The organism is Erwinia sp. STN24 (genome assembly GCF_041320675.1).
Lineage (GTDB): Bacteria > Pseudomonadota > Gammaproteobacteria > Enterobacterales > Enterobacteriaceae > Erwinia > Erwinia aeris.
Genome location: NZ_JBGGPM010000001.1, coordinates 1,103,909 through 1,128,652, shown reverse-complemented (window position 1 = coordinate 1,128,652; position 24,744 = coordinate 1,103,909). Strand labels below are relative to the sequence as shown.

Here is a 24,744-nt window from a genome sequence, read left to right as displayed (position 1 = left end):
GGTTAAAGCGCGGTCAGCGTGCCGCGCACTTTTTTACTGTAGTACCAGGCCGTTCCCGTCAGTATCGCGCCCACCACCATCATCAGCGCCAGCGCGGATTTTTCCGCCAGCGGCAGCGCCATCGCCAACAGCCCACCCGACGCGCCGCCGGCCATCTGGATAAAGCCCGCCAGCGCGGAAGCGACGCCCGCCTGTTTCTGATAGGGCTCCAGCGCGTAGCTGGTGGCCGGGCCGACGGTAAAAGCCAGCCCGGCGACGGATACCGCCACCGGCAGCATATAGAGCGCCCAGTGATGCTGCCATGCCAGCGGTAACAGCAGCACGCCGCCCAACAGCATCACCGCGCCCAGCGTCATCGCCACGCTGCCCGTCGCCAGACAAATCGGGCGACCCACCTTGCGGATCATCTTATTCACCAGCACGCTGACCAGCATGATCCAGAAGCCGTTGGCGCCAAAGGCGATGGAGAACTGCAGCGCAGAGAGCTGGCCCTCGGTCATCAGCACCTGCGGCGCCAGCGAGACGTAAGTTAATACCATCCCCAGCGCGCCCGCGTTGGCAAAGGCGAAAGCCAGGAAGCGAGGCTGACGCAGGATCTGCCAGTACTGACGTAGCGGAATGCCTTTTACGGCCAGCGTGCCTGCCGGGCGGGTCTCCGGTAAAAAGAAAATCACCAGCAGACCGATGACGACCGCATAGGCGGTTAAAAACCAGAAGGGCGCGCGCCAGCCAAAGGCCTCGGCAAGAAAGCCGCCCAGCATTGGCGCCAGCGCGGGCACGATATTCAGCGCACCGTTCAGAAAGCCATAGGCGCGGGCGGCATCGTCGCCGTCAAGCCTGTCGCGCACGCCGCTGAAGGCGACCACGGCAGTACAGCAAACGGCGCAGCCCTGCACCACGCGCGCGCAGAGGAACTGCGGCCAGCCGGAAGCGGTGGCGGCCAGCACGCTGCCAACGATATACAGCAGCAGCCCGGCCAGCGCCACGGGCTTTCTGCCCAGGTTATCCACCAGCGGGCCGGCGACAATCTGCCCCAGGCCCATCACCAGCAGAAACAGAGGAATAGTCGTTTGCACGGTGCTGACCGGCGTATTCAGCCCAAGCGCGATATCGGGCAGCGTAGGCAAATAAAGATCGATGCCAAGCGGTGCTAACAGAACCAGGCTGAGAAGAAGTAAGGTGAATTTTTGCATCGAGGCGGCGGCGTCCAGTAAAAAAAGCAAGCCGCACAGAGTAGTGATAACGGGGAGAAAAGAAAAGGAAAACTTATGGGGCGGTGCCGCAGCAGCCGCCCCGGAACTCAGTAAGCGCCGTCGCGACGCAGCACCACGCCAGCCGTTTTAAACAGGATGGCGATATCCGTCCACAGCGCCCAGTTTTTCACATACCAGGAGTCGAAATAGACGCGGGTATCGTAGTCGATATCGTTACGGCCGCTAACCTGCCACAGGCCGGTCATCCCCGGTTTCGCCATCAGATAATAGTCAACGTCGCCCGCGTAGCGCTCCAGCTCCGCTTCAATCACCGGACGCGGCCCGACCAGGCTCATCTCGCCACGGATCACGTTCCACAGCTGCGGCAGCTCGTCCAGGCTGGTTTTACGCAGGAAAGCACCGATTTTGGTTACGCGCGGATCGTTTTTCAGCTTGAAGTCTTTATCCCATTCGGCGCGCGCTTCGGCGCTGGTTGCCAGCAGCTCTTCCAGCACCTCTTTCGAGTTGGTGACCATTGAGCGGAACTTCAGGCATTTAAACTTCTTGCCGTCCTGACCGACGCGTTCGTGACCGTAAATTTTGTTACCGCCGTCCCGGCCCACCAGCCAGCAGATCAGGCCGAAAGCCGGGGCCAGGAACAGCAGCAGCAGCGAGGCGACCACCACGTCGAACACGCGCTTCAGGAAGCGTGAAGAGCGTTTGGCCAGGTTATTGCTGACGCGCAGGATCATCACTTCATGACTGAAGATAAAAGACATATCGGTGCCGTAGAGCGGCACACCGCGCAGCGTCGGGACGACCGAAACGCTGCGGCATTTCTTTTTCGACAGCAGCTTGAGCCACTTATCGCGCATCGCCTGCTGCTCGTACTCCATGGCAACGATAAACTGGGTGTTTTCCAGATCGACCGTGTCCCAGACGATGTCCTTCGCGGTAATAACCGGCACGCCGTTCAGGCTTTCCGCGCCGGTATGGCCGTTAGAGGCGACAAAAGCTTTTACCTCATAGCCCAGGATCTCTTCGCTTTGCAGCGCCGCATAGGCTTCGCGGGCGTTTTTACCGGAGCCGATGATGATAGTTTGCTTCTGCCACTGTCCCGCTTTCAGAATGGCGTGCTTGACGCTGGAGCGCAGCAGCGGCACCAGGACCAGCGCATAGATCCAGGTGAAGCTCCACAGCAGACGGGAGAAATCCCATTTTGAAAACGCAATCAGCGCCAGGTCGAGCAGGGAGAAAATCACCAGGGTTTTAATGATCTCTTTCAGCTCAAACCAGAAAGGCTTGCGGTAGGTATAGTGACGAAGCCGCATCCAGAACCAGGCCGTACAGACCACGGACATCACAAACTGGGCGGTAAAGCGTATTTGCACTTCCTGCGGGGGAAGAAATATATCCAGGTTCCCCCAAATACCTCGTACGGTTGCCGTGGATAAAAACAGCGCCAGGTTAATGGAGATTAAGTCGCTAAGACTTAATGCCAGCTTGGCGATAATGTTTTTCCGGGTGCCGCTAAATGCGCGGCGACGGTCATTCAGTACCAGAGTACTTGCCATAATGCCTGCTCTCTTTTCATAAGGGATTGCTGACCTGACGAGGATCAAGCACGCGTTCAGGGGTTATCATACTGAAATTAAGTGTTTTAATTTCAGCGTATTAAATAGTTAACGGCCGTATGTTTCAGGAGATTAAATAAATGAAACACGTCGGCGTTGTTTCATCATGAAGCAGTGACAGAGTATGCAGGAGAGCAGAGAGTTAGTTAATACGGGTAATTCCTAAAATGGGAAAAATGCTTTTTGAAAGGAAATGGAAAGTAAACGAAGCGGGAAATTAAATTGCAAAAGATAATTTATGACAGGCGTATAACAAATATAAGACATTATTATAGCTCACCGCCGCGAAATAACGCGGCGGCAAGATAAGCGGCTTTGGTTCAGATTCAGGCTGGCTTTTTCAGTACCCACTGATCCTGCTCGGTATCGTAGTGACCGATAGCCAGATCGACAGGTTCGCCATCAATCCAGGCGGGCACGCTGGTCTCATTATCCCACCCGTCGAGCTGATAGCTCAGCGCCGGGTTGGTCTTGCAGGGAATAATGACCGTATCGACATTTTGCGCATCCAGCTCTGCGTCGATAATTTCATAGCGACCAATCTTTACGACATGACCCATGATTTTCTCCCTTCCGGATTAGACACGAACTTTAAGCGTAGTCGTTATTTGCCAGTCGGCCCCAGGATTATTCTCGCTCTTCCGCCATCCGCACGCCGATTTTCACTATTTCGTTATCCTGCTTTTCCGCCACGGTCCAAATCATGTTTTTCCATTCCACCTGATCGCCGACCACCGGCGCGCCGCCGATCATGCTGGCGACCAGATGCCCGAGCGTCTGCTGCATATTCATCTCTTCATCCAGCTCGATGCCGTAAATTTCTGAAACGTCATGCAGGCGAGCATCGGCCTGAAGAATAAAGTCGCCAAAGAAGCGCTGATCGAGCGAAACGGGCGGCGACTGGCTGAACAGTTTGCCCAGTTCCGGCAGATCCTTTTCGCGGCCAATCACGCACAGCACGTCGCCTTCGCGCAGACGGGTATTGCCGGTTGGATGCAGCAGCAGATTATCGCGGAAAAGCGCGGCGATACGCGTCTCGCGCGGCATTTTCAGCTCGCGTAGCGCGGCGCCGATACACCATTTATCAGCGCCCAGCTGGTAGACAAACTGCTCCCAGGGATTCTCAGGGTGGATATCCAGGCCCACGCGGGAAACAGGCGAGGCGGTAGGCGGCACGATCACCCTGGCTTTGCGGGCAGCATAGCCGAGAGAGGTTCCCTGTACCATCAGCGAAACCAGCACCACAAAGAATGCGATGTTAAAGAACAGCGAGGCATGCGGCAGTCCGGCCATCATCGGGAAAACCGCCAGGATAATAGGCACCGCACCGCGCAGACCAACCCAGCTGATAAAGAAGCGCTCACGCGTGGTAAACCCACGAAACGGCAGCAGGCCGACAAAAACGGAGAGCGGACGGGCAAACAGGATCAGCCACAGCGACAGCAGCATGGCCGGTAAGGCGATATTCCAGAGATCGGTAGGATTCACCAGCAGCCCCAGCACCAGGAACATACCGATCTGGCTCAGCCAGGCCATGCCGTCAAAGGTTTGCAGAATGCCGTGCCGGTTGCGGATTGGGTTATTGCCCAGCCAGAAGCCGCAAAGATAGACCGCCAGAATGCCGCTGCCTTCCAGCACGGTGGTCAGCGCAAACACCAGAATGCCGCCGCTGACGGCCAGCAGCGGATAAAGCCCGCTGGGCAGCGAGACGCGATTAATCAGCTGCAACAGCCCCCAGCCGCCGCCCAGGCCCAACACGATACCCAAACCAAACTGCTGAATAAGATGCACGATAAACATCCAGCTCAGGCCGGTCTGACCCTGTTCCAGCATTTCGATCAGCGTAATGGTCAGGAACACCGCCATAGGATCGTTGCTGCCGGATTCCATTTCCAGCGTGGCGCTGACGCGTTCATTCAGCCCTTTACCGCCGAGCAGCGAAAATACGGCCGCCGCGTCGGTCGAACCGATAATCGCCCCGACCAGGAAGCCCTCAATCATGCTCAGGTTAAACAGCCAGGCGGCCGCCATGCCGGTCAGCCCGGCCGTAATCAGCACGCCGATGGTCGACAGCGAGAGCGCCGGGCCCAGCGCGACTTTGAACGAGCTGGCCTGGGTGCGCATTCCGCCATCCAGCAGGATCACCGCCAGCGCCAGGTTACTGATAAGGTAAGCGGCAGGATAATTATCAAAAGCGATGCCGCCAATGCCGTCCACGCCGGCCAACATGCCCAGCGCGAGGAAAATAACCAGAATAGGGATGCCGAGCTTTGAAGAGAAGGAACTGAGCAAGATGCTTGCCGCCACCAGCACTGAACCGATGATAAACAGACTATAGATAGCACTGGCTTCCAATGGGGCAATCTCCTGTATCTGATAAAAAAACTGCGTCGATGGCGAGGCGTAAGCATACCCTGAATATGGGAATAGGGGCAATTTTGTTTCGCCACGGCTGTTTTGGCGTGTTTTCTGCTGCTGCAGCTAACAAGTGTATGATAATTTAGAAATTCTGGAACGATCGCGGGAATAATAGTAACAAATAGCCTGTGCTTTTGACATCAGAATACGATTAATGTCGTTAGCTTGAGAGGGACTGGCGGGAAGGATGGGAGCGAAACGGGAGAAAGAAGAGGTATTTACTGCATAATCAGCAGCGGTAAGCGTTGCATCGGACGTCGTTTTTAGCGTAAGCCTGGCCTGACGGCAGCGAAGGCTAAGGGAAGGGTATAAACGCTTAAGCATCGAAAGCGAAACGCAATGCACTCTTCAGGAGCAAGGTTTTTTCAGAAGGCTGCTGCCTGACCCAGGCATAAGTACGTTGCCCGGCCCGGCACGTCATTTTGCCAAAGCTGTAAATAGCCCGGGGTTGAAAGGCGGCTTCAGGCAGCGCTGAATGTTGCTAAGCGGGTAAGAAAATCAGCCAGCCCGAAATGCTGACTGATTTATCACTACTTTCAGGCGTTTTCCGCCTGCTTGTGGAAAAGCTCACGGAATACCGGATAAATATCTTCCGGCTCACGAATATGTTGGATAGCAAAGTTGTCGAACATCGCCTGTAAATGCTCGTACTCGCGCCACAGCGTCTGATGGGCGCGGCGGGTAATTTCGATGTAGCTGTAATAACGCACTACCGGCAAAATATGCTTAGCCAGGATTTCATGACAGAGCGGTGAATCGTCCGCCCAGTTATCGCCATCGGAAGCCTGAGCAGCATAAATATTCCACTGCGCCGGATCGTAACGCTCTTTCACCACTTCATCCATCAGCTTCAGGGCGCTGGAAACAATAGTGCCCCCCGTTTCCTGCGAGTAGAAGAACTCCTGCTCGTCCACTTCTTTCGCCTGCGTATGGTGGCGAATATAGACCACCTCAACGTTTTTATAGGTTCTGCTCAGGAACAGATAGAGCAGAATATAAAAGCGTTTAGCCATATCTTTGGTGGCCTGATCCATGGAGCCGGAAACGTCCATCAGGCAGAACATCACGGCCTGGCTGGACGGTTCGGGACGCTTCTCAAAGTTTTTATAGCGCAGGTCAAAGGTATCGATAAAGGGCACGCGTTTAATACGGGCGCGCAGGTCGGCAATCTCCTGGCGCAGGCGTTCTTCTTCCAGCAGCTGGGCCGGTTCGGCTTTCTGCACGGCTTCCAGCGCGGCCTCCAGCTCGCCCAGCATTCGCCGCTTCCCGGCGGTCATGGCCGTACGCCGCGCCAGCGAGTTCTGAAGCGAACGCACCACGCTGATATTTGCCGGCACGCCGTTAGAGGTGAAGCCGGCGCGATGCACCTTGTACTCGTTCAGCTGACGATGCTGATTCTTTTTCAGGTTCGGCAGGGCCAGATCTTCAAATAACAGATCCAGATACTCATCTTTAGAGATATTAAAGACGAATTCATCTTTGCCCTCGCCATCCTTACTGGCATTGCCCTGTCCGCTACCGCCGCCGCCGCCTCCCTGAGGGCGTTCAACACGATCGTTTTGCACAAAATGGTCATTGCCGGGATGCACGCGATGGCGCTGGCCGCCACGGCCCTGATGAAATACCGGTTCGTTGATATCATCAACGGGGATAGAAACTGACTCGCCGCTCTCAATGTCGGTTACCGAACGCTTATTAATGGCCTCGGAGATCGACTGTTTGATTTGCGACTTATAGCGGCGTAAAAAGCGCTGACGGTTCACCGCGCTTTTGTTTTTACCGTTAAGACGCCGATCGATAAAATAGGCCATAATTCCCCCAAACAACGTTGCCGTTGGGCCAGGTTTGCTGACCCACGGGAATGCATTTATGAAGTCGGGTTTAGGATGATTTTCTCACGCGCAGATACCATTCGCACAGCAGACGAACCTGCTTGCGGGTATAGCCTTTTTCCATCATACGGTCGACGAAATCATCATGTTTTTTCTGTTCATCCGTGGACGTTTTGGCATTGAACGAAATAACCGGCAGCAGTTCCTCGGTATTCGAGAACATTTTCTTCTCGATTACCGTGCGCAGTTTTTCATAGCTGGTCCAGTTTGGATTACGCCCGCTGTTGTGGGCACGGGCACGCAGCACAAAGTTGACGATTTCGTTACGGAAGTCTTTCGGATTGCTGATCCCGGCAGGCTTCTCGATTTTTTCCAGCTCCGCATTCAGCGATTCACGGTCGAACAGCTGGCCGGTATCCGGGTCGCGGTATTCCTGATCCTGGATCCAGAAATCGGCATAGGTTACGTAGCGGTCAAAGATATTCTGACCGTACTCTGAATAAGATTCCAGGTAGGCGGTCTGGATCTCTTTGCCAATAAACTCGGCATATTTCGGGATCAGATAGCCTTTCAGGTGCTCAAGGTATTTTTCGGCTAAATCCTGCGGGAACTGTTCGCGTTCAATCTGCTGCTCCAGCACGTAGAACAGATGCACCGGGTTGGCGGCAACTTCGGTATGATCGAAGTTAAACACGCGGGACAGGATTTTAAAGGCGAAGCGGGTGGATAAACCGTTCATCCCTTCATCGACCCCGGCGTAATCACGGTATTCCTGGTAGGATTTAGCTTTTGGATCGGTATCTTTCAGGCTTTCGCCGTCATAGACGCGCATTTTCGAGTAGGTGCTGGAGTTTTCCGGCTCTTTCAGGCGAGAAAGAATGGAGAAGCGCGCCAGCGTTTCCAGCGTGCCGGGCGCGCATGGCGCGTGCGTCAGCTCACTGTGGTCAAGCAGCTTGTCGTAGATCTTGATCTCTTCCGACACGCGCAGGCAGTAAGGCACCTTGACGATATAAACACGGTCAAGAAACGCCTCGTTGTTTTTGTTATTACGGAAGGTCACCCATTCTGATTCGTTGGAGTGCGCCAGAATGATGCCGTTGAAAGGCAGGGCGGAAATCCCTTCGGTACCGTTATAGTTACCTTCCTGGGTCGCCGTCAGTAAAGGATGCAGCACCTTGATTGGCGCTTTAAACATCTCTACGAATTCCATAATCCCCTGGTTAGCTCGGCACAGCGCGCCAGAGTAACCATAGGCGTCCGGATCGTTCTGTGCGTGGTTCTCCAGTTTGCGGATATCTACTTTACCTACCAGCGCGGAAATATCCTGGTTGTTTTCATCGCCCGGTTCGGTTTTGGCAATAGCGAGCTGTTCCAGAATCGACGGCCAGACTTTTACAACTTTAAAGCGGGAGATATCGCCGCCAAACTCATGCAGCCGTTTGGCCGCCCAGGGCGACATAATGGTGCCGAGGTAACGCCGCGGCACGCCGTACTCTTTTTCAAGGATATTGGCGTCTTCCTGCGGGTTAAACAGGCACAGCGGATGATCGTTGACCGGGCTACGTTCGCCGTCGGCGCTGAGCACGTAAATGGGTACGCGCTGCATCAAAGATTTCAGACGCTCGGCAAGCGAAGATTTACCGCCGCCCACCGGGCCCAGCAGATAGAGGATCTGTTTCTTCTCTTCCAGCCCCTGCGCGGCATGCTTCAGATAAGAAACGATTTGCTCAATCGCTTCCTCCATGCCGTAAAACTCCTCAAAGGCGGGATAGCGTGCAATGACGCGATTGGAAAACAGTCGGGAAAGGCGTGGCTCCTGAGCAGTATCGACCATTATTGGCTCACCAATAGCCATTAATAGCCTTTCTGCCGCGTTGGCGTATGCACTACGATCTTGCCGGCAAACGGTAAGAAATTCCTGCAGTGTGAACTCTTCGTCCTTGGCAGCTTCATAACGCTGACGATAGTGATCGAATATATTCATAGCGATGCCCGTCCTTTCGTTTTTAGCACAGGTACCAGGAGCCTAATGAGGGAAAGCCCCTGAAGGAACTTATAATGAGTACAGCAACCCTTATGCCAACCTGACTTCTAATCGGGATACACAACAAAGATGGTTACTCTGCTCTTCAAACTTAGCGTCTTTGATTAAAGCTTAGTTGGCATTCAGGAAATTTCCTGAACCTCCTCGCATTTCTGATGCAATTTCAATAACAAAGTCAGAATTGATCTTAGCGCTGCCCCTTGCCTGATGCGGGCTGGCGGGATTTTGTAAATAAGCACGCCTGGTATCTTCAGGCGCTGGCAGCGTTAAAGTTGATTCTGCGTGCGGCAGAATCTTTAAAATTTTAAACAAATGATGTAACACTGATAAACTCACTCTGCTGATTGTTATATTTATGGAATGAATTAATTGTGAACTATTTCAAACTTAGCGCGCTTGCCGTGCTTTTACCCGTTTGTTTTACCGCTGGCGTAGCTCATGCTAATCCGTTAACGCTTGGCGCCTCGGTGATTTACAGCCAAAGCCCTTACAAAGGTGGTGACGATCGTTATTACCCGGTACCGGTCATTAACTATGAAGGCGACAGCTTTTATGTGCGCAGCCTGACGGCGGGCTACTACCTCTGGAAAGATTCACAGGATCAGCTGTCGCTGACGGTGTTGGGCTCGCCGCAGAACTTCGATCCCGATGATACCGACAATAAACAGCTGAAAGCGCTGGATAAGCGTCATATGACGCTGATGGGCGGCCTGGCTTATCGCCATACGGCTGACTGGGGTACGATCAGGACGGTGCTGGCTGGCGATATGCTGGATAACAGCGACGGCTATATCTGGGATCTGACTTATCTCTACAGCTTCCACTTCGGCGATTTCAGCCTGACGCCGGGCATCGGCGCGCTCTACAGCAGCGAAAACCAGAACGATTACTATTATGGCGTTTCTAAGAATGAATCGCGCCGTAGCGGATTGCGCAGCTACGAGGCCGACGACAGCTGGAACCCTTACCTGGAGCTGACGGCTGCCTGGTCGATTAATCAGAGCTGGAACGCCACGGTTGCCGGTCGCTATACGCGCCTGAGCGACGAGGTCAAAGACAGCCCGATGGTGGACAAAGATTCTCAGGTCAGCGTCTGGACCGGCATCAGCTACACCTTTTAATTAAGGCTGCATCATAAAAGGGCGCTCAGCGCCCTTTTGCATCATGATGGCGATCTGAAACAGTGCAGGAGGGCATGATGACCAAAACCGTAACTTTCTCCGACCAGAGCGTACCGGCTATCGGCCAGGGAACCTGGTATATGGGCGAGGAAAGCAGCAAGCGAGGCCAGGAAGTCGCGGCATTGCAGGCCGGCCTTGAGCACGGGCTGAAGCTGATTGATACCGCTGAAATGTATGCGGACGGCGGCGCGGAAGAGGTGGTAGGCGAAGCGCTGCGCGGCCGTCGCGACAGCGCCTGGCTGGTTTCAAAAGTTTATCCGTGGAACGCGGGCGTAGTGGATGCCGTAGAAGCCTGCGAACGCAGCTTACGTCGTCTGCAAACTGACTATCTCGATCTTTATCTTCTCCACTGGCGCGGCACTGTTCCGCTGGAAGAAACCATCACGGCGATGGAAAAGCTACAGCAGGCAGGCAAAATTCGACGCTGGGGCGTGTCAAATTTTGACAGTAGCGACTTAAAAGAACTGCTGGCCGAAAAGGGGGGCAACGCCTGCGCGGCTAATCAGGTGCTTTACCATCTGGCTTCGCGCGGCATTGAGTATGATTTATTGCCGGACTGCCAGCAGCATGCGATCCCGGTAATGGCCTATTGCCCTTTGGCGCAGGCTGGCCGACTGCGGCACGATTTGCTGACCCATCCTGTTCTGAACAATATTGCACAACAAAAGGGCATTACGACGGCGCAGCTGCTGCTGGCCTGGGTTATTCGCAAAGAAGGCGTGATGGCGATCCCTAAAGCCAGTTCGCTGCAGCACGTGGCTGAAAACGCCGCCGCGCTGGAAGTTGTGTTAAGCAATGAGGAGCTGGCGTTAATCAACGAAGCTTTCCCGCCGCCCAATCGCAAAATGCCGCTGGACGTGGTGTAGAACCGCAGGCGGGCATTGGGCCCGCCGTCTTCACTAAGCGCGTTTACGCACTTTAATCGTGGTTGCCAGCCGGGCCGGAGACTCGCCCGCGCTGACCATGGGCTGCGTCACGTGAGCCGTTTCCACGCATACCATGCTTTTATAGCCTTCGTTTGCCATATCGCTCATGCTGCACGAAAGCGCCGGGCCGGGATTCCAGGTGACAACGTCACTATGATAGTGATGATAAACCTCTATGAGCCTGTTACCCGCCGTATCGTGGATAGTGCTGCAATCTTCCGGCTGGGTAAATATGCGATCGACGCGGTCAGGATAGGTTTGCCTGCCGTTTTCGGCACGGCCTTCAGCATTCTCTTTTACCTTATCGATATAAGGCTGACCCAGGCCACTCACCTCTACGCCCGCGATATCCTCAACGGCAAAGTAAGTGTGCAGGGCACCGGTGGCCTCAAAGTCGCCGTGCGCTTCCAGCTCAATTTCACAGCGATCGCTGAAGCGGAAACGGGCAAACAGCATAAAATCGTGCGGCCAGAATTTTTTCGTCTGCTCGCTGCTTTCCAGCGTCAGCGTCAGCATCACGCTTTCTTCGTTCTCGTCGTGCGCCGACAGCGTCCAGGGCAGCGAGCGGGCAAAGCCGTGCGCCGGTTCGCCGGCCGGGCCAAACCATGGCCAGCAGACGGGCACGCCGCCGCGAATGGCTTTGCCGGACGTCCACGCCGTTTTCTCACTCAGCCAGATAACCGGTTTCTCGCCGCTGGGCTGCCAGGCAACCAGCTGCGCGCCCTGCAGCGTCACCGCCGCGCGCACCTTCGGATGCGCGATAACTACTACGGGCAGCTCGCCCATTAAGCGCAGTGAAATATAGGGCGTGATTTGGTCGGCTACGGGCAGCGAAAAAAGTTTTTCGTTCATCGGAGCTCCTGTTATTCAGCGAAAAAAAAGGGCGACCGCAGTCGCCCTCAGAATCAGCTAATCGCGATTATTTTGCGATATGTGCGATCAGATCCAGAACCTTGTTAGAGTAACCGGTTTCGTTATCGTACCAGGAAACCAGCTTAACAAAGGTGTCGCTCAGTGCGATACCGGCTTTAGCATCGAATACGGAAGTCAGGGTTTCGCCGTTGAAATCGGTAGAAACCACTTCGTCTTCGGTATAGCCCAGGATGCCTTTCAGCTCGCCTTCAGCCGCTGCCTTGATAGCTTCACAAATTTCTTTGTAAGAAGCAGGCTTAGCCAGACGCGCGGTCAGGTCAACCACGGAAACGTTAGGAGTAGGTACGCGGAAAGCCATACCGGTCAGTTTGCCGTTCAGCTCAGGGATCACTTTACCTACCGCTTTAGCTGCGCCGGTAGAAGATGGGATGATGTTCTGAGATGCGCCACGGCCGCCGCGCCAGTCTTTGTGAGACGGGCCGTCAACGGTTTTCTGGGTAGCGGTGGTAGCGTGAACGGTGGTCATCAGCGCTTCAACGATGCCGAACTTGTCGTTGATAACTTTTGCCAGCGGTGCCAGGCAGTTGGTGGTGCAGGATGCGTTAGACACGATTTCCTGGCCAGCATACGCCTTGTGGTTAACACCCATAACGAACATTGGGGTGTCATCTTTGGAAGGACCGGTCAGAACAACTTTCTTCGCGCCAGCCTGGATGTGTTTACGAGCGGTTTCGTCGGTCAGGAAGATACCTGTTGCTTCGGCAACCACGTCAACACCGACTTCGTCCCACTTCAGGTTAGCTGGATCTCTTTCAGCGGTAACACGGATGGTTTTGCCGTTAACAACCAGATGGCCATCTTTAACTTCTACGGTGCCGTCGAAACGACCGTGAGTAGAGTCATACTTCAGCATGTAAGCCATGTACTCGGCGTCCAGCAGATCGTTGATTGCAACGATTTCTACGTCAGAACGCTGCTGAGCAGCACGGAAAACGATGCGACCGATGCGGCCAAAACCGTTGATACCTACTTTGATAGTCATATATTCCACCAGCTGTTGTTAGTGAATAAAAGGTTGGCTGTAAAATTACAAAAACCTTATCAGGCGTCAAGCGGAATCGCTTCAATAGTTGCGACAAATCAAACCCTGGAGCAGGAATAATCGCCTGAAAACGCCTTCCGCGACGAGCGTCTTACCTTTAGTTTGGGGCATTCGGCCCGAATATAAAGGGGTCGGGATTTTAAAGGGTGATCCAGGTCACAATTTCATTGCCTGCTTACTTTCAGACTCCGCCTGAGCATGAAAAATCCCCTGACGTTGTTATGCATTTGTTAGAATGTAGAAATCTTCAGACCACTTTGCCAGAGATACCTGATATGGCCGAACGCCCACTGAAACCTGAAACCGATCTAAACGAAATGCAGCGCTACGTCACTCAGCAGCGCGGGACAGAGCCGCCGTACTCCGGCAAGCTGCTGCATAACAAGCACGAAGGGATTTATCACTGCCTCGTTTGCAACTCGCCGCTGTTTCTGTCCGGCACCAAGTATGATTCCGGCTGCGGCTGGCCGAGTTTTTATCAGCCCTACAGCGATGACGCCATCCGCTATCTGGAAGATGACTCGCACGGGATGCAGCGAATCGAGATCCGTTGCGGTACCTGCGATGCCCATCTGGGGCACGTTTTTCCCGACGGCCCTCAGCCGACAGGCGAGCGCTACTGCGTCAACTCCGCTTCATTAAGTTTCACCGATGAAGATGGCACTCAGATTAAAGGATAGACGTTATGGAGCTGGATGAGATCATTGCTGCCATGACGCCCGAGGTTTATCAGCGCCTGGCTACGGCGGTAGAAACCGGTAAATGGGCCGACGGCGTGGCCCTGACACCGGAGCAGAAAGAGAATAGCCTGCAGCTGGTGATGCTATGGCAGGCGCGTCACAACGACGAGCCGCAGCATATGAGCGTGGGCAAGGGCGGCGAGATGGTGACCAAAAGCAAGAAACAGCTGAAAGAGGAATTTGGCATCGATGACGACATCACGCCTATCAGGCTGCACTAACATCGTTTGATATCGTGATAAAGCTCGGCTACGTATTGATAACCGGGCGAGCAGGCCCTCTTAGCCTGGTAACTAAAAGCTGCATGGATGCGACGCCGAACGAGGCAGCGTCTGCGGCGCGGTTTAAATAATGACTGCGCCTTTAGCCGCCATTTCTGCCAGCGCGATTTCACTGTCCTGCGGTGACAGGTTTACGCCCCGACAGCCTGCGGCGACGACCTGAACCTGATAACCGAGCGCCAGCGCGTCCAGCACGCTGTATTTTACACAGTAGTCCGTCGCCAGGCCCATCATCGTCAGGCTGGTGACGCCCCGACTTTTCAGCCAGCTATCCAGCCTTGTTTTGTTGCGGTGGCCGTTATCGAAAAATGCGCTATAGCTGTCGATAAGCGGCTGCTCGCCTTTATAAATCTGTGTGGTCAGATAGCGCCGATCCAGCTCAGGGTGCAGCTCTGCGCCTGCGCTATGCTGCACGCAATGATCCGGCCACCCTATTTGCGGTAGGCCGTCCAGTTCGCCCAGCGTGCCCACCGATTGCCCCGACACTGACGCAAAGCTGCCGTGGTTAGCCGGATGCCAGTCCAGCGTTGCCACCACCGGCCGCTGAAGCCGATGAAATTCTGCCGCATATTGGTTAGCGACGGCGAGTGTGCTGTCGCCGTCCTTCACGGCCAGCGCGCCGCCGGGGCAAAAATCATTTTGCAGATCGATCAGGATCAGGGCCTGGTTCATGCTTATCTCACTTTTCGTCAGGAGTCAGCTCACCGCGCAAATTCACCTGCATTTGCTGGCGAACTTCATCGCTGGAAAGGTTCTGGCTGAGCAGGAAGTGCAGCTTGGTCAGCGTTGCCTCCACGGTCATATCGTAGCCGCTTACCACGCCCGCCAGCGCCAGCGCGTTCCCCGTCGCATAGCCGCCCATGTTTACCTTGCCGGACATACATTGCGTCAGGTTCACCACGACAATGCCGCGATCGGAAGCTTCTTGCAGCTCTTTCAGGAAAGCCGGATTCTGCGGCGCATTGCCAACCCCATAGGAGCGCAGGATCAGCGCTTTTACCGGCTGGCGCAGGAAGTTGCTCACCACGTCAGCAGAAATTCCCGGATAGATCGTGACAACGCCGACAGGCTGAGGCGTAATCGAGCGCACAATGAGCGGTCCCTGGCCGCCAGGAGCCGGAGGCGTGTTTAGACGACGAATATGGATACCCGCTTCCAGCAGGGGCGCCAGGTTAGGCGAGGCAAAAGCGTTAAAGCCGTCGGCATGGGCTTTAGTAGTGCGGTTACCGCGATAAAGCTGATTATTGAAGAAAAGGGCGACTTCATTAATAGGATAGTTAGCCGCGACAAACAGCGAATTAAGCAGGTTTTGCTGACCGTCGGAACGCAGTTCCGCCAGCGGGATCTGTGACCCTGTCACAATTACCGGCTTGGCTAGGTTTTCCAGCATAAAAGAGAGCGCGGAGGCGGTAAACGCCATGGTATCGGTGCCGTGCAGGATCACGAAACCGTCGTAGTTGTCATAATTAGCCTGAATATCATCCGCAATCGTTTGCCAGTCCTGCGGCGTCATATCGGAAGAGTCGATCAGCGGCTGGTACTCGTGAATAGTAAAATCCGGCATTTCGGCACGATGGAATTCCGGCATCTTCGCCAGCTGATTTTGCAGATGACCAGAAACGGGCACATAGCCATGCTCGGAACGCTGCATCCCGATGGTGCCGCCGGTATAGGCTACATAGATGGATTTTTTTTGCATGTGATTACTCAGGCTTGAAAAAGAGGGCAGTATAAGGGGAAAAACCGGGAAAAGCAGCCCGACCAGCGGGCTGCTTTCGGCTTATTTGACCTGGCTACAGGTCAGGCAGAATGCATAGCGATTCTGCGGGTCGTTCAGGTTGTCGAGCAGGCCCGGCTGATTTTTCATCGCGGCCATTACGTCATACATTGGCGCAGGCAGATACGCTTGCAGCGCCTCGGGCAGCGCCGCACGTGCGGATGCGTCCATCTGGCTGAACAGCAGATCCATAAAGCCAGGCTCATCCTGATACCAGTTCAGCTGGTATTGCTTGAGATGCGCCAGCTCCGCCGCCTTCGCCACCGCGTCGTCGAAGTCGCCCAACGCGTCGACCAGGCCATTGCTTTTGGCGTCGCTGCCTGTCCAGACGTGGCCCTGAGCGATTTGATCGATCTGCTCCGGCGTTTTGCCCCGCGAGCTGGCTACCAGACCCAGGAAGTTTTTATAGCCGTTTTCAATGCTCAGCTGCATCAGCTGCTGCACTTCCGACGGCAGTGCTTTGGTCGTCGTCACGTCCGCCAGCGGCGAAGTCGCCACGCCGTCGGTATGGACGCCAATCGCATCCAGCGAGTTTTCAACCGTATTGATCACCCCGAAGATACCGATAGAGCCGGTCAGCGTGCTCGGGCTGGCAATAATGTAATTCGCCGGCGTAGAGATCCAGTAGCCGCCGGAAGCCGCCATACCGCCCATCGACACCACCACCGGCTTGCCTGCCGCTTTGGCCGCCGCCAGCTCCTCACGAATGGTTTCAGACGCGCTGACGCTGCCGCCAGGGCTGTTGACGCGCAGAATAATCGCCTTGACCTTGTCATCCAGGCGCGCCTTGCGAATAGCCAGCGCGGTGGTATCGCCGCCGACGTTGCCCGGCGTTTCCTCGCCGTCCATGATCGCGCCGTTAGCCATGATGACGGCAATATTGCCGTTGGCCACCGGTTTGTCCTTCAGCGGGTAATCGTAGATGCTGGTGCCGTTAAAGTCCTGCGCCTGCTTGTCCCAGCCGAAAACTTTGCCCAGCTGCGCATCCACGACTGAACGAGAAGCCAGTTCATCCACCAGTTTGTTATCTTTTGCATAGCGCGCGGTATCGCCGCCTACTTTCTGCAGGCCATCAAGCACGCCCTGTGCGCCCGGGAACAGCTGCTGCGGCGTTACCTGGCGATTGGCAGCGACAGTATTAAGATAGTTTTGCCACAGCTCGCCAATCCAGCGGCTGTCCGCATCACGCGCGGCAGGCGACATATCATCGCGCAGGAAAGGCTCTACCGCCGACTTATAGGTGCCGACGCGGAAAACATGCGAGCTGACCTTCAGCTTGTCCAGCAGCGTTTTGTAGTAAAGCCCGTTGGTGGCGAAACCGTGTAAATCGACCGTGCCCTGCGGCGACAGATAGATCTTATTGGCGAAGCTGGCGAGGTAGTATTGCGCCTGGCTGTAGCTGTCGCCCGTGGCGTAAATCTGTTTGCCGCTGTCGCGGAATTCGCGCAGCGCTTTGCCCATATAGCTCAGCGAGGGCTGATCGGCCCCGGCGAAATCGCGCAGATCGAGCACCATGCCGGTAATATTGGCATCGCTTTTCGCCTGGCGAATCGCGTCCACGACGTCAAACAGCGAATTCTCTTTCAGCCGATCGCTGCTGGTGCCAAGCAGCTGGCGGCCAATCTTGCTGAGCTTATTGCTGACCGAAGGCTTGTCGACAATCACACCGGCAAGGTCGACCACCAGCGCGCCTTTCTGCGTTTCCACAGGCGCGGAAGATTTGGTGAACTGAAAATAGACCACGGCGCAGATCAAAATCAGCAGCACCAGGAAAAGATTAAGAATAAATTCCCGAATAAAATTCAGCAGGCGCCAGGCCCATTTAAAAACGCCAGCGATCGCTCGCCACAAAGTGCGCATAGTCTCTCCATAATCGCGATAATAAACCCGGAAAATCGACGGAAACCAGCCCGTGCCGGGTCGGGATGGTGACATCCTAAAGAGCAGGGGCAAACTTGTCAGCAGGAAAAAGCGGAATGCTGTAACAAATCATCATCCTGTGCTAGCTTCAGCTGCTCAGCATTCTTATCAGGAGTAAGTTATGGACGCACTGGATCTGGTAGTCAACCGTCGTTCCGCCTCACGTTTAAGCGAACCTGCGCCCGCCGGAGAAGCGCTGGAAAATATCATCCGCGCCGGGATGCGCGCGCCCGATCACGGCACGCTGCAACCGTGGCGTTTTATTGTTGTAGAGAACGAAGGACGCGACCGCTTCAGCCAGCTGCTGGAAAAAGCCGCGCGTGACGACAATATGGAGCCGAAAGCGATTGAGAAGGCTAAGCAGTCGCCGTTTCGCGCGCCGATGATTATCACCGTGGTGGCCCATTGTGAAGAGCACCATAAGGTGCCGCGTTGGGAACAGGTGGTGTCCGCCGGCTGCGCGGTGATGGCGATGCAGATGGCGGCCGTGGCGCAAGGTTTTAACGGCATCTGGCGCAGCGGCGCCTGGACCGAGCATCAGGCCGTGCGCGAGGCGTTTAACTGCCGCGAGCAGGACGCCATCGTCGGCTTTCTTTATTTAGGCACGCCGCAGTTGAAATCCTCCACCACGCTTGTTCCGCCCGATACAACGCCTTTTGTCAGCTATTTCTGACAGATTGTCACCTTCAAAAAAGGCAGAATAGTCGCCTGACCGTCATTTTGCCGGGATAATAAGCGAACGGACGGTGAAACGCTTATCACCGTCTGTTGAAAACGCTACCATCTACCCACTGTTATCCCCTGAAGGAAGCCATCGCCGGATGCGTTTGTTTATTGCCGAAAAACCCAGCCTCGCTCGCGCGATTGCGGACGTTCTACCCAAGCCGCATCGTCGGGGCGACGGCTATATCGCCTGCGGCAGCGATGATGTAGTGACCTGGTGCGTCGGTCACCTGCTGGAGCAGGCGCAGCCCGACAGCTACGATAGCCGCTATGCGCGCTGGTCGCTGGCCGACCTGCCTATCGTGCCGGAAAAATGGCGCCTCCAGCCGCGTCCTTCCGTAGCAAAGCAGCTTAACGTCATTAAAACGCTGTTGGAGAAAGCCAGCGACGTGGTACACGCGGGCGACCCGGACAGAGAAGGGCAGCTGCTGGTGGACGAAGTACTGGACTATCTGGCGCTGCCGCCGCAGAAGCGCGAGCGGGTACAGCGCTGCCTGATCAACGATCTGAACCCACAGGCCGTTTCAAGGGCGATAGATCGTCTGCGGGAGAACCGCGAATTTATCCCTCTGTGCGTATCGGCGCTGGCGCGGGCGCGGGCGGACTGGCTTTACGGCATCAATATGACCCGCGCCTATACGCTGCTGGGCCGTAATGCCGGTTACGATGGCGTGCTGTCGGTCGGGCGCGTGCAGACGCCGGTGCTTGGGCTGGTGGTACGGCGCGATGAAGAGATCGAGAATTTCGTGCCGAAAGATTTCTTCGAGGTAAAGGCGCATATCGTCACGCCGAAGGATGAGCGCTTTGTCGCTACCTGGCAGCCGAGCGAAGCCTGCGAGCCGCATCAGGATGAAGAGGGACGGCTGCTTAATCGCCAGCTCGCCGAGCACGTAGTCGCGCGTATCGGCGGCCAGCCAGCGCACGTGACCAGCTATAACGACAAGCGCGAGAACGACACCGCGCCGCTGCCTTTCTCGCTTTCTTCTTTACAGATAGAAGCGGCCAGGCGCTTTGGCCTGAGCGCGCAAACGGTGCTGGATACCTGTCAGAAGCTTTATGAAACGCATAAGCTCATCACCTATCCGCGTTCGGACAGCCGCTATCTGCCCGATGAGCATTTTGCCGGCAGGCATGCGGTGCTCAACGCCATCAATGCGCATCAGCCAGAACTCACGCCGCCAGCCGATTTTGACAGCGATCGCCGCAACCGCTGCTGGGATGATAAGAAGGTGGATGCGCACCACGCTATTATTCCTACGGCGCGCAGCGGGCAGGTCAGGCTGACGGAAAACGAAGCGAATATCTATCGCCTGATCGCCACGCAGTATCTGATGCAGTTCTGTCCCGATGCCATTTACCGTAAATGCGTGATCGAGCTGGACATCGCGGGCGGGAAATTTATCGCCAAAGCGCGCTTTCTTGCCGAAGCGGGCTGGCGCGCGCTGCTGGGCAGCAAAGAGCGGGACGAGGAAAACGACGGCACGCCGCTGCCCGTAGTGGCGAAAGGCGATGAGCTATTGTGCGAAAGCGGAGAGGTGGTCAGCAAGCAGACTCAGCCGCCTCGTGCCTTTACCGATGCCACGCTGTTATCGGCCATGACCGGCATCGCGCGATTTGTTCAGGACAAAGATCTAAAGAAAGTGCTGCGTGCGACCGATGGTTTAGGAACAGAGGCGACGCGCGCCGGGATTATCGAACTGCTGTTTAAACGCGCTTTCCTGATTAAGAAAGGGCGTTACATCAATGCGACTCCCGCCGGGCGCGCGCTGATCCACTCGCTGCCGGAAATGGCGGCGCGTCCGGATATGACCGCCCAGTGGGAATCCACGCTGACCAAAATCAGTGAGAAGCAGTGTCGCTACCAGGACTTTATGCAGCCGCTGGTGGGGACGCTCTATACTCTGATCGATCAGGCGCGACAGCAGCCCGCTGCGCACGCGTTCCGTGGCCTTCCATCACCGGCGGGTAACCGTAAAAAGCCGCAGCGTAAGGCGGCGAAAGCGAAGGGGAATTAAGCGATGAAAAGCATTTTAGTCACGGTCGCGCTGCTGTTTTGTGCTCCGCTGTATGCGGCAGGCGGCATGCATCTCAGCACCGGCCACGGCGATTATGAGCAGGAACCACCGCAGGGCGGCGGCGGCAATGCCGATGTGATGGTGGATATGCCGCCGGAAGCGTGGACGCAGGGGCAGAACAATCAGCCGCCGTGCCTGCGCTGCTGTACCTATCAAAATCGCAGCTATACGGAAGGTTCGGTAGTGAAGATGGAAGGGGTGCTGTTGCAGTGCAGCCGCGATGAAAAATCTTACGGCACCAATAATCTGATTTGGCAGACCATTAAGTAATCTGTGCGAGCCAGGCGGCCAGCAAGGGAATATCCGCTGGCGCCAGCTCGTAACGCATTGCTTCCTGCGGCAAACACCAGGCGAGCGCCTGATGACAGTTAAGCCCGGGTTCACCGGTAAAGGCTTCTACCAGCCAGGCGTGCAGATGGATCTGCCGCCCGCTGACTTCCCGGCTTTCGCTGGCGATATAGCCACCGATAGCGGCCTCAATGCCCAGCTCCTCTTTCAGTTCCCTTTGCAGCGCCTGAGGCTGGCTTTCGCCTGCCTCCACTTTGCCGCCCGGAAACTCCCACAGGCCGGCCTGATCGCCATGCGGGCCGCGCTGCGCCAGCAAAATTTTCCCCTGACGTACAATCAGCGCGGCCACTACGTCAAGCCGTTCAGCCGCCATCAGAAGCGGAATTCGGCCCAGACGGGCGCGTGGTCGGAAGGCTTTTCCATGCTGCGGATATCGTAATCAATGCCGGTTGCTACGCAGCGCTCGGCCAGCGGCTGGCTTGCCAGCAGCAGATCGATACGCAGGCCCCGGTTGTCATCGAAGCCCTTAGAACGGTAATCGAACCACGAGAAGCGATCGTTGATGTCAGAATTCTGCGCGCGCCAGGTGTCGACCAGGCCCCAGTTCAGCAGGCGATCCATCCATTCCCGCTCTTCCGGCAGGAAGGAACATTTGCCGGTGCGCAGCCAGCGCTTGCGGCTCTCTTCGCCGATACCGATATCCAGATCGGTCGTGCTGATATTCATATCGCCCATAATCAGTACAGGATTACCGGGCTGGTGCTCCTGCTCCAGATAGCTTTGCAGATCGCGGTAAAACTTCTCTTTTGCCGGGAATTTTGTCGCATGATCGCGGCTCTCGCCCTGAGGGAAGTAGCCGTTGATCACGGTAATATTGCCGATTGGGCTGGCGATATCCGCCATAATCAGGCGGCGCTGCGCATCCTCATCGTCACCGGGAAAACCGCGACGTACCGCTACCGGCTCGCTTTTAGTCAGCAGCGCGACGCCGTAGTGGCCTTTCTGTCCGTGGTAAAACACGTTGTAGCCCAGGCTGGCGACTTCTTCGAGCGGAAACATGTCATCGTGGACTTTGGTTTCCTGTAGCCCGATGACGTCCGGCTGGTGCTGCTCGACGAGGGCGGCAAGCTGATGAGGGCGGGCGCGCAGCCCATTGATATTAAAAGAGACGAATTTCATAACTGCACCCGGTGGCGGGAAAAAAGATGTGCGGATGGTAGCAGAATCGGGCGCGGGCTGTCATTAACGCGCTTTTACTCTATCGACAGACAGGCTTATCTTCAGAGCAGAGGCGAGTTTGTCAAAAAAAAGAGTGGCGTCGTGTTTTCGGTTATTCTATCTTCACTCGAATCGTTCGATCCGCACCATTTATCCCATGAGGAACGTCTATGTTAAGTTTTACCGCCAATCAGGCTAAAACGCAGTTTGGTGATTTGATGACCAAAGCACAGCGCGAGCCAGTCAGCATAACCCGTAACGGTCGTCCTGCCGTTGTTGTTGTTTCTGCCGCAGATTATGAGGTCATCGAACAGCTGAAACTGGAAGCCTTACGCACAAGGTTGGCCCATTCGATTGCGCAGATGGAAGCCGGCCAGGTTCAGGATGGCGAAGCCGTATTTGATGAGCTCATGAAGGATTTGTAATGGGAAAGTATACGCTTACGGATGATGCAAAGCAGGACGTGGAAGAGATTAAAGCTTATTCAATGGAGACCTGGAACCGTGAAACTGCAAAGGCGTATTTGACAGGGATGCGTCTTGCTATACAAAGGCTTGCGGATAATCCCGGCATTGGCGAAGACGCCAGTGATAATACCTGGCCGGGAGTGCGTAGCTGGCCTTATGAGAGACACTATATCTTTTTCGTGCCGAACCCTGAAGGGGTGACCGTGGTCGGCATTCTTCATCAATCCCGCTTGCCAAAGGCATTTAAAAAACGCGCGCCGTGACTTTATTGATACATCTTTACAGGATTAGGCCGAAGCTTCTCATCCTTCCCCGTGGGGGATCTGGAAGATTGTGCTTAAACATTGGGATTCAAAGAGGTCTGAAATGGTGGTGCTGAGGTTGGCATCGTGCGGGAAGGATTCACGTCACTGCGTTCCGTGCCCTGCGGGTCAAACCTTCGAGGCCGAAGCTTCTCATCCTTCCCCGTGGGGGATCTGGAAGAATGTGCTTAAACATTGGGATTCAAAGAGGTCTGAAATGGTGGTGCTGAGGATGGCATCGTGCGGGAAGGATTCACGTCACTGCGTTCCGTGCCCTTCGGGTCAAACCTTCGAGGTCGAAGCTTCTCATCCTTCCCCGTGGGGGATCTGGAAGAATGTGCTTAAACATTGGGATTCAAAGAGGTCTGAAATGGTGGTGGGGGAAGGATTCGAACCTTCGAAGTCGATGACGGCAGATTTACAGTCTGCTCCCTTTGGCCGCTCGGGAACCCCACCCGGGGAAGCGTACTACTTGTTGGCTTTAAACGCCGAACCAACATAAGTTGGAAATGGTGCAAACTAACTTGTGCTGCTGTGCAGGAAGGATTCACGTCACTGCGTTCCGTGCCCTTCGGGTCAAACCTTCGAGGTCGAAGCTTCTCATCCTTCCCCGCGGGGAATATGACAGAGCGTGCTTAAACGCCGAACCAACATAAGTTGGAAATGGTGGTGGGGGAAGGATTCGAACCTTCGAAGTCGATGACGGCAGATTTACAGTCTGCTCCCTTTGGCCGCTCGGGAACCCCACCACTGGCCTTGCTTCCTGCTTGCTGAAGCGGGGCGCATCATATCAAATGCTGGCCCGCTGTAAAGCCCGGATTCAGCGATTATAACGCGTTTGCCGCTTTTTTATTCTGACTGCTGCTTTGTCCGACAAAACAGCAGTCTTTAACCTTTACAGAATGATAGTGCGATTGCCGTAGACAAATACGCGCTGCGCCAGCACTTGATAAAGCGCGCGGCTCAGCACATTTTTCTCTACGTCACGTCCCGCACGCATCATATCTTCCGCCGTGTAGGTGTGATCCACATGGATGACGTCCTGCATGATAATCGGGCCTTCGTCCAGATTGTCATTAACGTAGTGCGCGGTAGCCCCGATAATCTTCACACCACGCTCGTAGGCCTGGTGATAAGGCCGCGCGCCGATAAAGGCAGGCAGGAACGAGTGGTGGATATTGATAATCTGATTAGGATAGCGCTGCACAAAAGCAGGCGTCAGCACGCGCATATACTTGGCCAGCACCACATAATCAGGCTGGAAACGGTCAATCTCCGCCGCCATGTTATTGTCGTGATCTTCCCGCGTCAGGCCTTCATGGCTCACCAGAATAAACGGAATATCAAAGCGTTCGACCAGCGTCCGCAGCGTTTCGTGGTTGCCGATAACCGCCGCGATTTCAACATCCAGACCGCCATAGGTGCTCTTCATTAACAGATCGCCCAGGCAATGCGCTTCTTTCGTCACCAGGATCACCACGCGGCGACGGCCCGCAGCGTTCAGCTCTCTGAACGATCCGGCAGGCAGGGCGTTGTCCAGCTCGGCCAGCAGTGTGGCATCGTTAAAAACGCCTTCCAGCTCGGTGCGCATAAAAAAGCGGCCGGTGCGATGATCAACAAACTCATTGTTCTGCACGATGTTCAGCTCGTGCTGGTAACAAATGCTGGTAATTTTGGCGATCAGGCCTTTGGCATCAGGGCAAATGGTTCGTAAAACTTTTCGTTGTAGTGTTTGCGCTTGCATTGCGAT

At 55.3% G+C, this 24,744-nt stretch carries 24 protein-coding genes and 2 tRNA genes; 9 read left to right on the top strand and 17 right to left on the bottom strand.

The features are described 5' to 3' along the window. Positions 1-2: 2 nt before the first annotated feature. From ACA373_RS05275 to ACA373_RS05245, 7 genes are all read right to left on the bottom strand, one after another. The gene (locus ACA373_RS05275; protein ID WP_301252775.1) at positions 3-1,193 is read right to left on the bottom strand and encodes a multidrug effflux MFS transporter; all 1,191 of its coding nucleotides are present in this window, start codon (positions 1,191-1,193) and stop codon (positions 3-5) included. A gap of 107 nt (positions 1,194-1,300) precedes the next feature. Continuing rightward, a complete protein-coding gene (gene wbaP, locus ACA373_RS05270) occupies positions 1,301-2,767 on the bottom strand; it encodes an undecaprenyl-phosphate galactose phosphotransferase WbaP (protein ID WP_253453732.1) in 1,467 nt (488 codons plus the stop codon). A 386-nt stretch (positions 2,768-3,153) separates the two neighbouring features. Further along, on the bottom strand, positions 3,154-3,387 hold the full coding sequence (locus tag ACA373_RS05265) for a DUF1480 family protein (RefSeq protein WP_253453735.1): 234 nt from the start codon (positions 3,385-3,387) through the stop codon (positions 3,154-3,156). 67 nt (positions 3,388-3,454) lie between these two features. Beyond that, complete coding sequence (locus ACA373_RS05260) at positions 3,455-5,182, bottom strand: potassium/proton antiporter (protein ID WP_253453737.1); 1,728 nt, start codon at positions 5,180-5,182, stop codon at positions 3,455-3,457. Positions 5,183-5,781: 599 nt separating this feature from the next. After that, complete coding sequence (locus ACA373_RS05255; RefSeq protein WP_370734104.1) at positions 5,782-7,056, bottom strand: YeaH/YhbH family protein; 1,275 nt, start codon at positions 7,054-7,056, stop codon at positions 5,782-5,784. 70 nt (positions 7,057-7,126) lie between these two features. Continuing rightward, entirely contained in the window at positions 7,127-9,061 is a 1,935-nt protein-coding gene (gene yeaG / locus ACA373_RS05250) for a protein kinase YeaG (RefSeq protein WP_125287770.1), read from the bottom strand. 171 nt (positions 9,062-9,232) lie between these two features. After that, on the bottom strand, positions 9,233-9,445 hold the full coding sequence (locus ACA373_RS05245) for a hypothetical protein (RefSeq protein ID WP_253453740.1): 213 nt from the start codon (positions 9,443-9,445) through the stop codon (positions 9,233-9,235). 47 nt (positions 9,446-9,492) lie between these two features. On the opposite strand from ACA373_RS05245, the gene ACA373_RS05240 reads away from it, so the two are divergent. Continuing rightward, positions 9,493-10,242 (top strand): MipA/OmpV family protein, encoded by a 750-nt coding sequence (locus ACA373_RS05240; protein ID WP_370734103.1) that lies wholly within the window; start codon positions 9,493-9,495, stop codon positions 10,240-10,242. Between the two features lie 77 nt (positions 10,243-10,319). Continuing rightward, positions 10,320-11,168: an aldo/keto reductase gene (locus ACA373_RS05235; RefSeq protein WP_370734452.1), complete on the top strand. Its 849-nt coding sequence runs from the start codon at positions 10,320-10,322 to the stop codon at positions 11,166-11,168. 33 nt (positions 11,169-11,201) lie between these two features. Here ACA373_RS05235 and ACA373_RS05230 read toward each other — a convergent pair whose 3' ends face one another. Both ACA373_RS05230 and gapA read right to left on the bottom strand, forming a co-directional pair. Further along, positions 11,202-12,080 (bottom strand): D-hexose-6-phosphate mutarotase, encoded by an 879-nt coding sequence (locus ACA373_RS05230; protein WP_370734102.1) that lies wholly within the window; start codon positions 12,078-12,080, stop codon positions 11,202-11,204. Between the two features lie 67 nt (positions 12,081-12,147). Then, a complete protein-coding gene (gene gapA, locus ACA373_RS05225) occupies positions 12,148-13,143 on the bottom strand; it encodes a glyceraldehyde-3-phosphate dehydrogenase (RefSeq protein WP_199746355.1) in 996 nt (331 codons plus the stop codon). Between the two features lie 335 nt (positions 13,144-13,478). On the opposite strand from gapA, the gene msrB reads away from it, so the two are divergent. Both msrB and ACA373_RS05215 read left to right on the top strand, forming a co-directional pair. After that, entirely contained in the window at positions 13,479-13,883 is a 405-nt protein-coding gene (gene msrB / locus ACA373_RS05220) for a peptide-methionine (R)-S-oxide reductase MsrB (protein ID WP_125287764.1), read from the top strand. A 5-nt stretch (positions 13,884-13,888) separates the two neighbouring features. After that, positions 13,889-14,164: a YeaC family protein gene (locus tag ACA373_RS05215; RefSeq protein ID WP_253453748.1), complete on the top strand. Its 276-nt coding sequence runs from the start codon at positions 13,889-13,891 to the stop codon at positions 14,162-14,164. A gap of 123 nt (positions 14,165-14,287) precedes the next feature. On the opposite strand, the gene pncA is transcribed toward ACA373_RS05215, so the two are convergent. The 3 genes from pncA to sppA all read right to left on the bottom strand — a co-directional run bounded on the left by pncA (position 14,288) and on the right by sppA (position 17,861). Then, positions 14,288-14,896 (bottom strand): bifunctional nicotinamidase/pyrazinamidase, encoded by a 609-nt coding sequence (gene pncA / locus ACA373_RS05210; protein ID WP_253453750.1) that lies wholly within the window; start codon positions 14,894-14,896, stop codon positions 14,288-14,290. A 7-nt stretch (positions 14,897-14,903) separates the two neighbouring features. Beyond that, positions 14,904-15,923, bottom strand: coding sequence for an asparaginase (gene ansA, locus ACA373_RS05205; protein ID WP_253453753.1), 1,020 nt, complete (start codon positions 15,921-15,923; stop codon positions 14,904-14,906). Positions 15,924-16,004: 81 nt separating this feature from the next. After that, positions 16,005-17,861, bottom strand: a complete 1,857-nt coding sequence (gene sppA, locus ACA373_RS05200; protein ID WP_301252748.1) for a signal peptide peptidase SppA — start codon at positions 17,859-17,861, stop codon at positions 16,005-16,007. 181 nt (positions 17,862-18,042) lie between these two features. On the opposite strand from sppA, the gene ACA373_RS05195 reads away from it, so the two are divergent. The 3 genes from ACA373_RS05195 (at position 18,043) to ACA373_RS05185 (ending at position 20,989) form a co-directional block, all read left to right on the top strand. Then, positions 18,043-18,594 carry an NAD(P)H nitroreductase gene (locus ACA373_RS05195; RefSeq protein WP_301252746.1) on the top strand — a complete coding sequence of 184 codons (552 nt, stop codon included), beginning with the start codon at positions 18,043-18,045 and terminating at the stop codon, positions 18,592-18,594. 148 nt (positions 18,595-18,742) lie between these two features. Further along, positions 18,743-20,659 (top strand): DNA topoisomerase III, encoded by a 1,917-nt coding sequence (locus ACA373_RS05190; RefSeq protein ID WP_253453760.1) that lies wholly within the window; start codon positions 18,743-18,745, stop codon positions 20,657-20,659. Between the two features lie 66 nt (positions 20,660-20,725). Then, positions 20,726-20,989, top strand: coding sequence for a YnjH family protein (locus ACA373_RS05185; protein WP_370734451.1), 264 nt, complete (start codon positions 20,726-20,728; stop codon positions 20,987-20,989). Here ACA373_RS05185 and ACA373_RS05180 read toward each other — a convergent pair. Then, positions 20,982-21,380 carry a pyrimidine (deoxy)nucleoside triphosphate diphosphatase gene (locus ACA373_RS05180; RefSeq protein ID WP_253453763.1) on the bottom strand — a complete coding sequence of 133 codons (399 nt, stop codon included), beginning with the start codon at positions 21,378-21,380 and terminating at the stop codon, positions 20,982-20,984. The genes ACA373_RS05185 and ACA373_RS05180 overlap by 8 nt on opposite strands. Next, positions 21,380-22,186, bottom strand: coding sequence for an exodeoxyribonuclease III (xthA, locus tag ACA373_RS05175; protein WP_253453765.1), 807 nt, complete (start codon positions 22,184-22,186; stop codon positions 21,380-21,382). The genes ACA373_RS05180 and xthA overlap by 1 nt, the downstream gene beginning before the upstream one ends. A 209-nt stretch (positions 22,187-22,395) precedes the next feature. Between xthA and ACA373_RS05170 the strand changes: the two genes are divergently transcribed. Both ACA373_RS05170 and ACA373_RS05165 read left to right on the top strand, forming a co-directional pair. Then, positions 22,396-22,650, top strand: coding sequence for a type II toxin-antitoxin system Phd/YefM family antitoxin (locus ACA373_RS05170; RefSeq protein WP_253453767.1), 255 nt, complete (start codon positions 22,396-22,398; stop codon positions 22,648-22,650). Beyond that, positions 22,650-22,955, top strand: coding sequence for a type II toxin-antitoxin system RelE/ParE family toxin (locus tag ACA373_RS05165; RefSeq protein ID WP_253453769.1), 306 nt, complete (start codon positions 22,650-22,652; stop codon positions 22,953-22,955). Before ACA373_RS05170 ends, ACA373_RS05165 begins: the two co-directional genes overlap by 1 nt. Before the next feature lie 410 nt (positions 22,956-23,365). Here the strand turns inward: ACA373_RS05165 and ACA373_RS05160 are convergent. From ACA373_RS05160 to purU, 3 genes are all read right to left on the bottom strand, one after another. Next, positions 23,366-23,450: transfer RNA gene (locus ACA373_RS05160), tRNA-Tyr, on the bottom strand. Positions 23,451-23,658: 208 nt separating this feature from the next. Continuing rightward, a tRNA-Tyr gene (locus ACA373_RS05155) sits at positions 23,659-23,743 on the bottom strand. A gap of 146 nt (positions 23,744-23,889) precedes the next feature. Further along, a complete protein-coding gene (gene purU / locus ACA373_RS05150; protein WP_125287754.1) occupies positions 23,890-24,738 on the bottom strand; it encodes a formyltetrahydrofolate deformylase in 849 nt (282 codons plus the stop codon). Between the last annotated feature and the right edge of the window lie 6 nt (positions 24,739-24,744).

Coding starts and splice junctions, on each gene's coding strand:
- ACA373_RS05235 (WP_370734452.1), top strand. CDS start 10,320: ATGACCAAAACCGTAACTTTCTCCGACCAGAGCGTACCGGCTATCGGC.
- ACA373_RS05190 (WP_253453760.1), top strand. CDS start 18,743: ATGCGTTTGTTTATTGCCGAAAAACCCAGCCTCGCTCGCGCGATTGCG.
- ACA373_RS05275 (WP_301252775.1), bottom strand. CDS start 1,193: ATGCAAAAATTCACCTTACTTCTTCTCAGCCTGGTTCTGTTAGCACCG.
- ACA373_RS05255 (WP_370734104.1), bottom strand. CDS start 7,056: ATGGCCTATTTTATCGATCGGCGTCTTAACGGTAAAAACAAAAGCGCG.
- ACA373_RS05195 (WP_301252746.1), top strand. CDS start 18,043: ATGGACGCACTGGATCTGGTAGTCAACCGTCGTTCCGCCTCACGTTTA.
- ACA373_RS05230 (WP_370734102.1), bottom strand. CDS start 12,080: ATGAACGAAAAACTTTTTTCGCTGCCCGTAGCCGACCAAATCACGCCC.
- pncA (WP_253453750.1), bottom strand. CDS start 14,896: ATGAACCAGGCCCTGATCCTGATCGATCTGCAAAATGATTTTTGCCCC.
- ansA (WP_253453753.1), bottom strand. CDS start 15,923: ATGCAAAAAAAATCCATCTATGTAGCCTATACCGGCGGCACCATCGGG.
- ACA373_RS05170 (WP_253453767.1), top strand. CDS start 22,396: ATGTTAAGTTTTACCGCCAATCAGGCTAAAACGCAGTTTGGTGATTTG.
- yeaG (WP_125287770.1), bottom strand. CDS start 9,061: ATGAATATATTCGATCACTATCGTCAGCGTTATGAAGCTGCCAAGGAC.
- ACA373_RS05265 (WP_253453735.1), bottom strand. CDS start 3,387: ATGGGTCATGTCGTAAAGATTGGTCGCTATGAAATTATCGACGCAGAG.
- purU (WP_125287754.1), bottom strand. CDS start 24,738: ATGCAAGCGCAAACACTACAACGAAAAGTTTTACGAACCATTTGCCCT.
- gapA (WP_199746355.1), bottom strand. CDS start 13,143: ATGACTATCAAAGTAGGTATCAACGGTTTTGGCCGCATCGGTCGCATC.
- xthA (WP_253453765.1), bottom strand. CDS start 22,186: ATGAAATTCGTCTCTTTTAATATCAATGGGCTGCGCGCCCGCCCTCAT.
- wbaP (WP_253453732.1), bottom strand. CDS start 2,767: ATGGCAAGTACTCTGGTACTGAATGACCGTCGCCGCGCATTTAGCGGC.
- msrB (WP_125287764.1), top strand. CDS start 13,479: ATGGCCGAACGCCCACTGAAACCTGAAACCGATCTAAACGAAATGCAG.
- ACA373_RS05185 (WP_370734451.1), top strand. CDS start 20,726: ATGCATCTCAGCACCGGCCACGGCGATTATGAGCAGGAACCACCGCAG.
- ACA373_RS05215 (WP_253453748.1), top strand. CDS start 13,889: ATGGAGCTGGATGAGATCATTGCTGCCATGACGCCCGAGGTTTATCAG.
- ACA373_RS05180 (WP_253453763.1), bottom strand. CDS start 21,380: ATGGCGGCTGAACGGCTTGACGTAGTGGCCGCGCTGATTGTACGTCAG.
- sppA (WP_301252748.1), bottom strand. CDS start 17,861: ATGCGCACTTTGTGGCGAGCGATCGCTGGCGTTTTTAAATGGGCCTGG.
- ACA373_RS05165 (WP_253453769.1), top strand. CDS start 22,650: ATGGGAAAGTATACGCTTACGGATGATGCAAAGCAGGACGTGGAAGAG.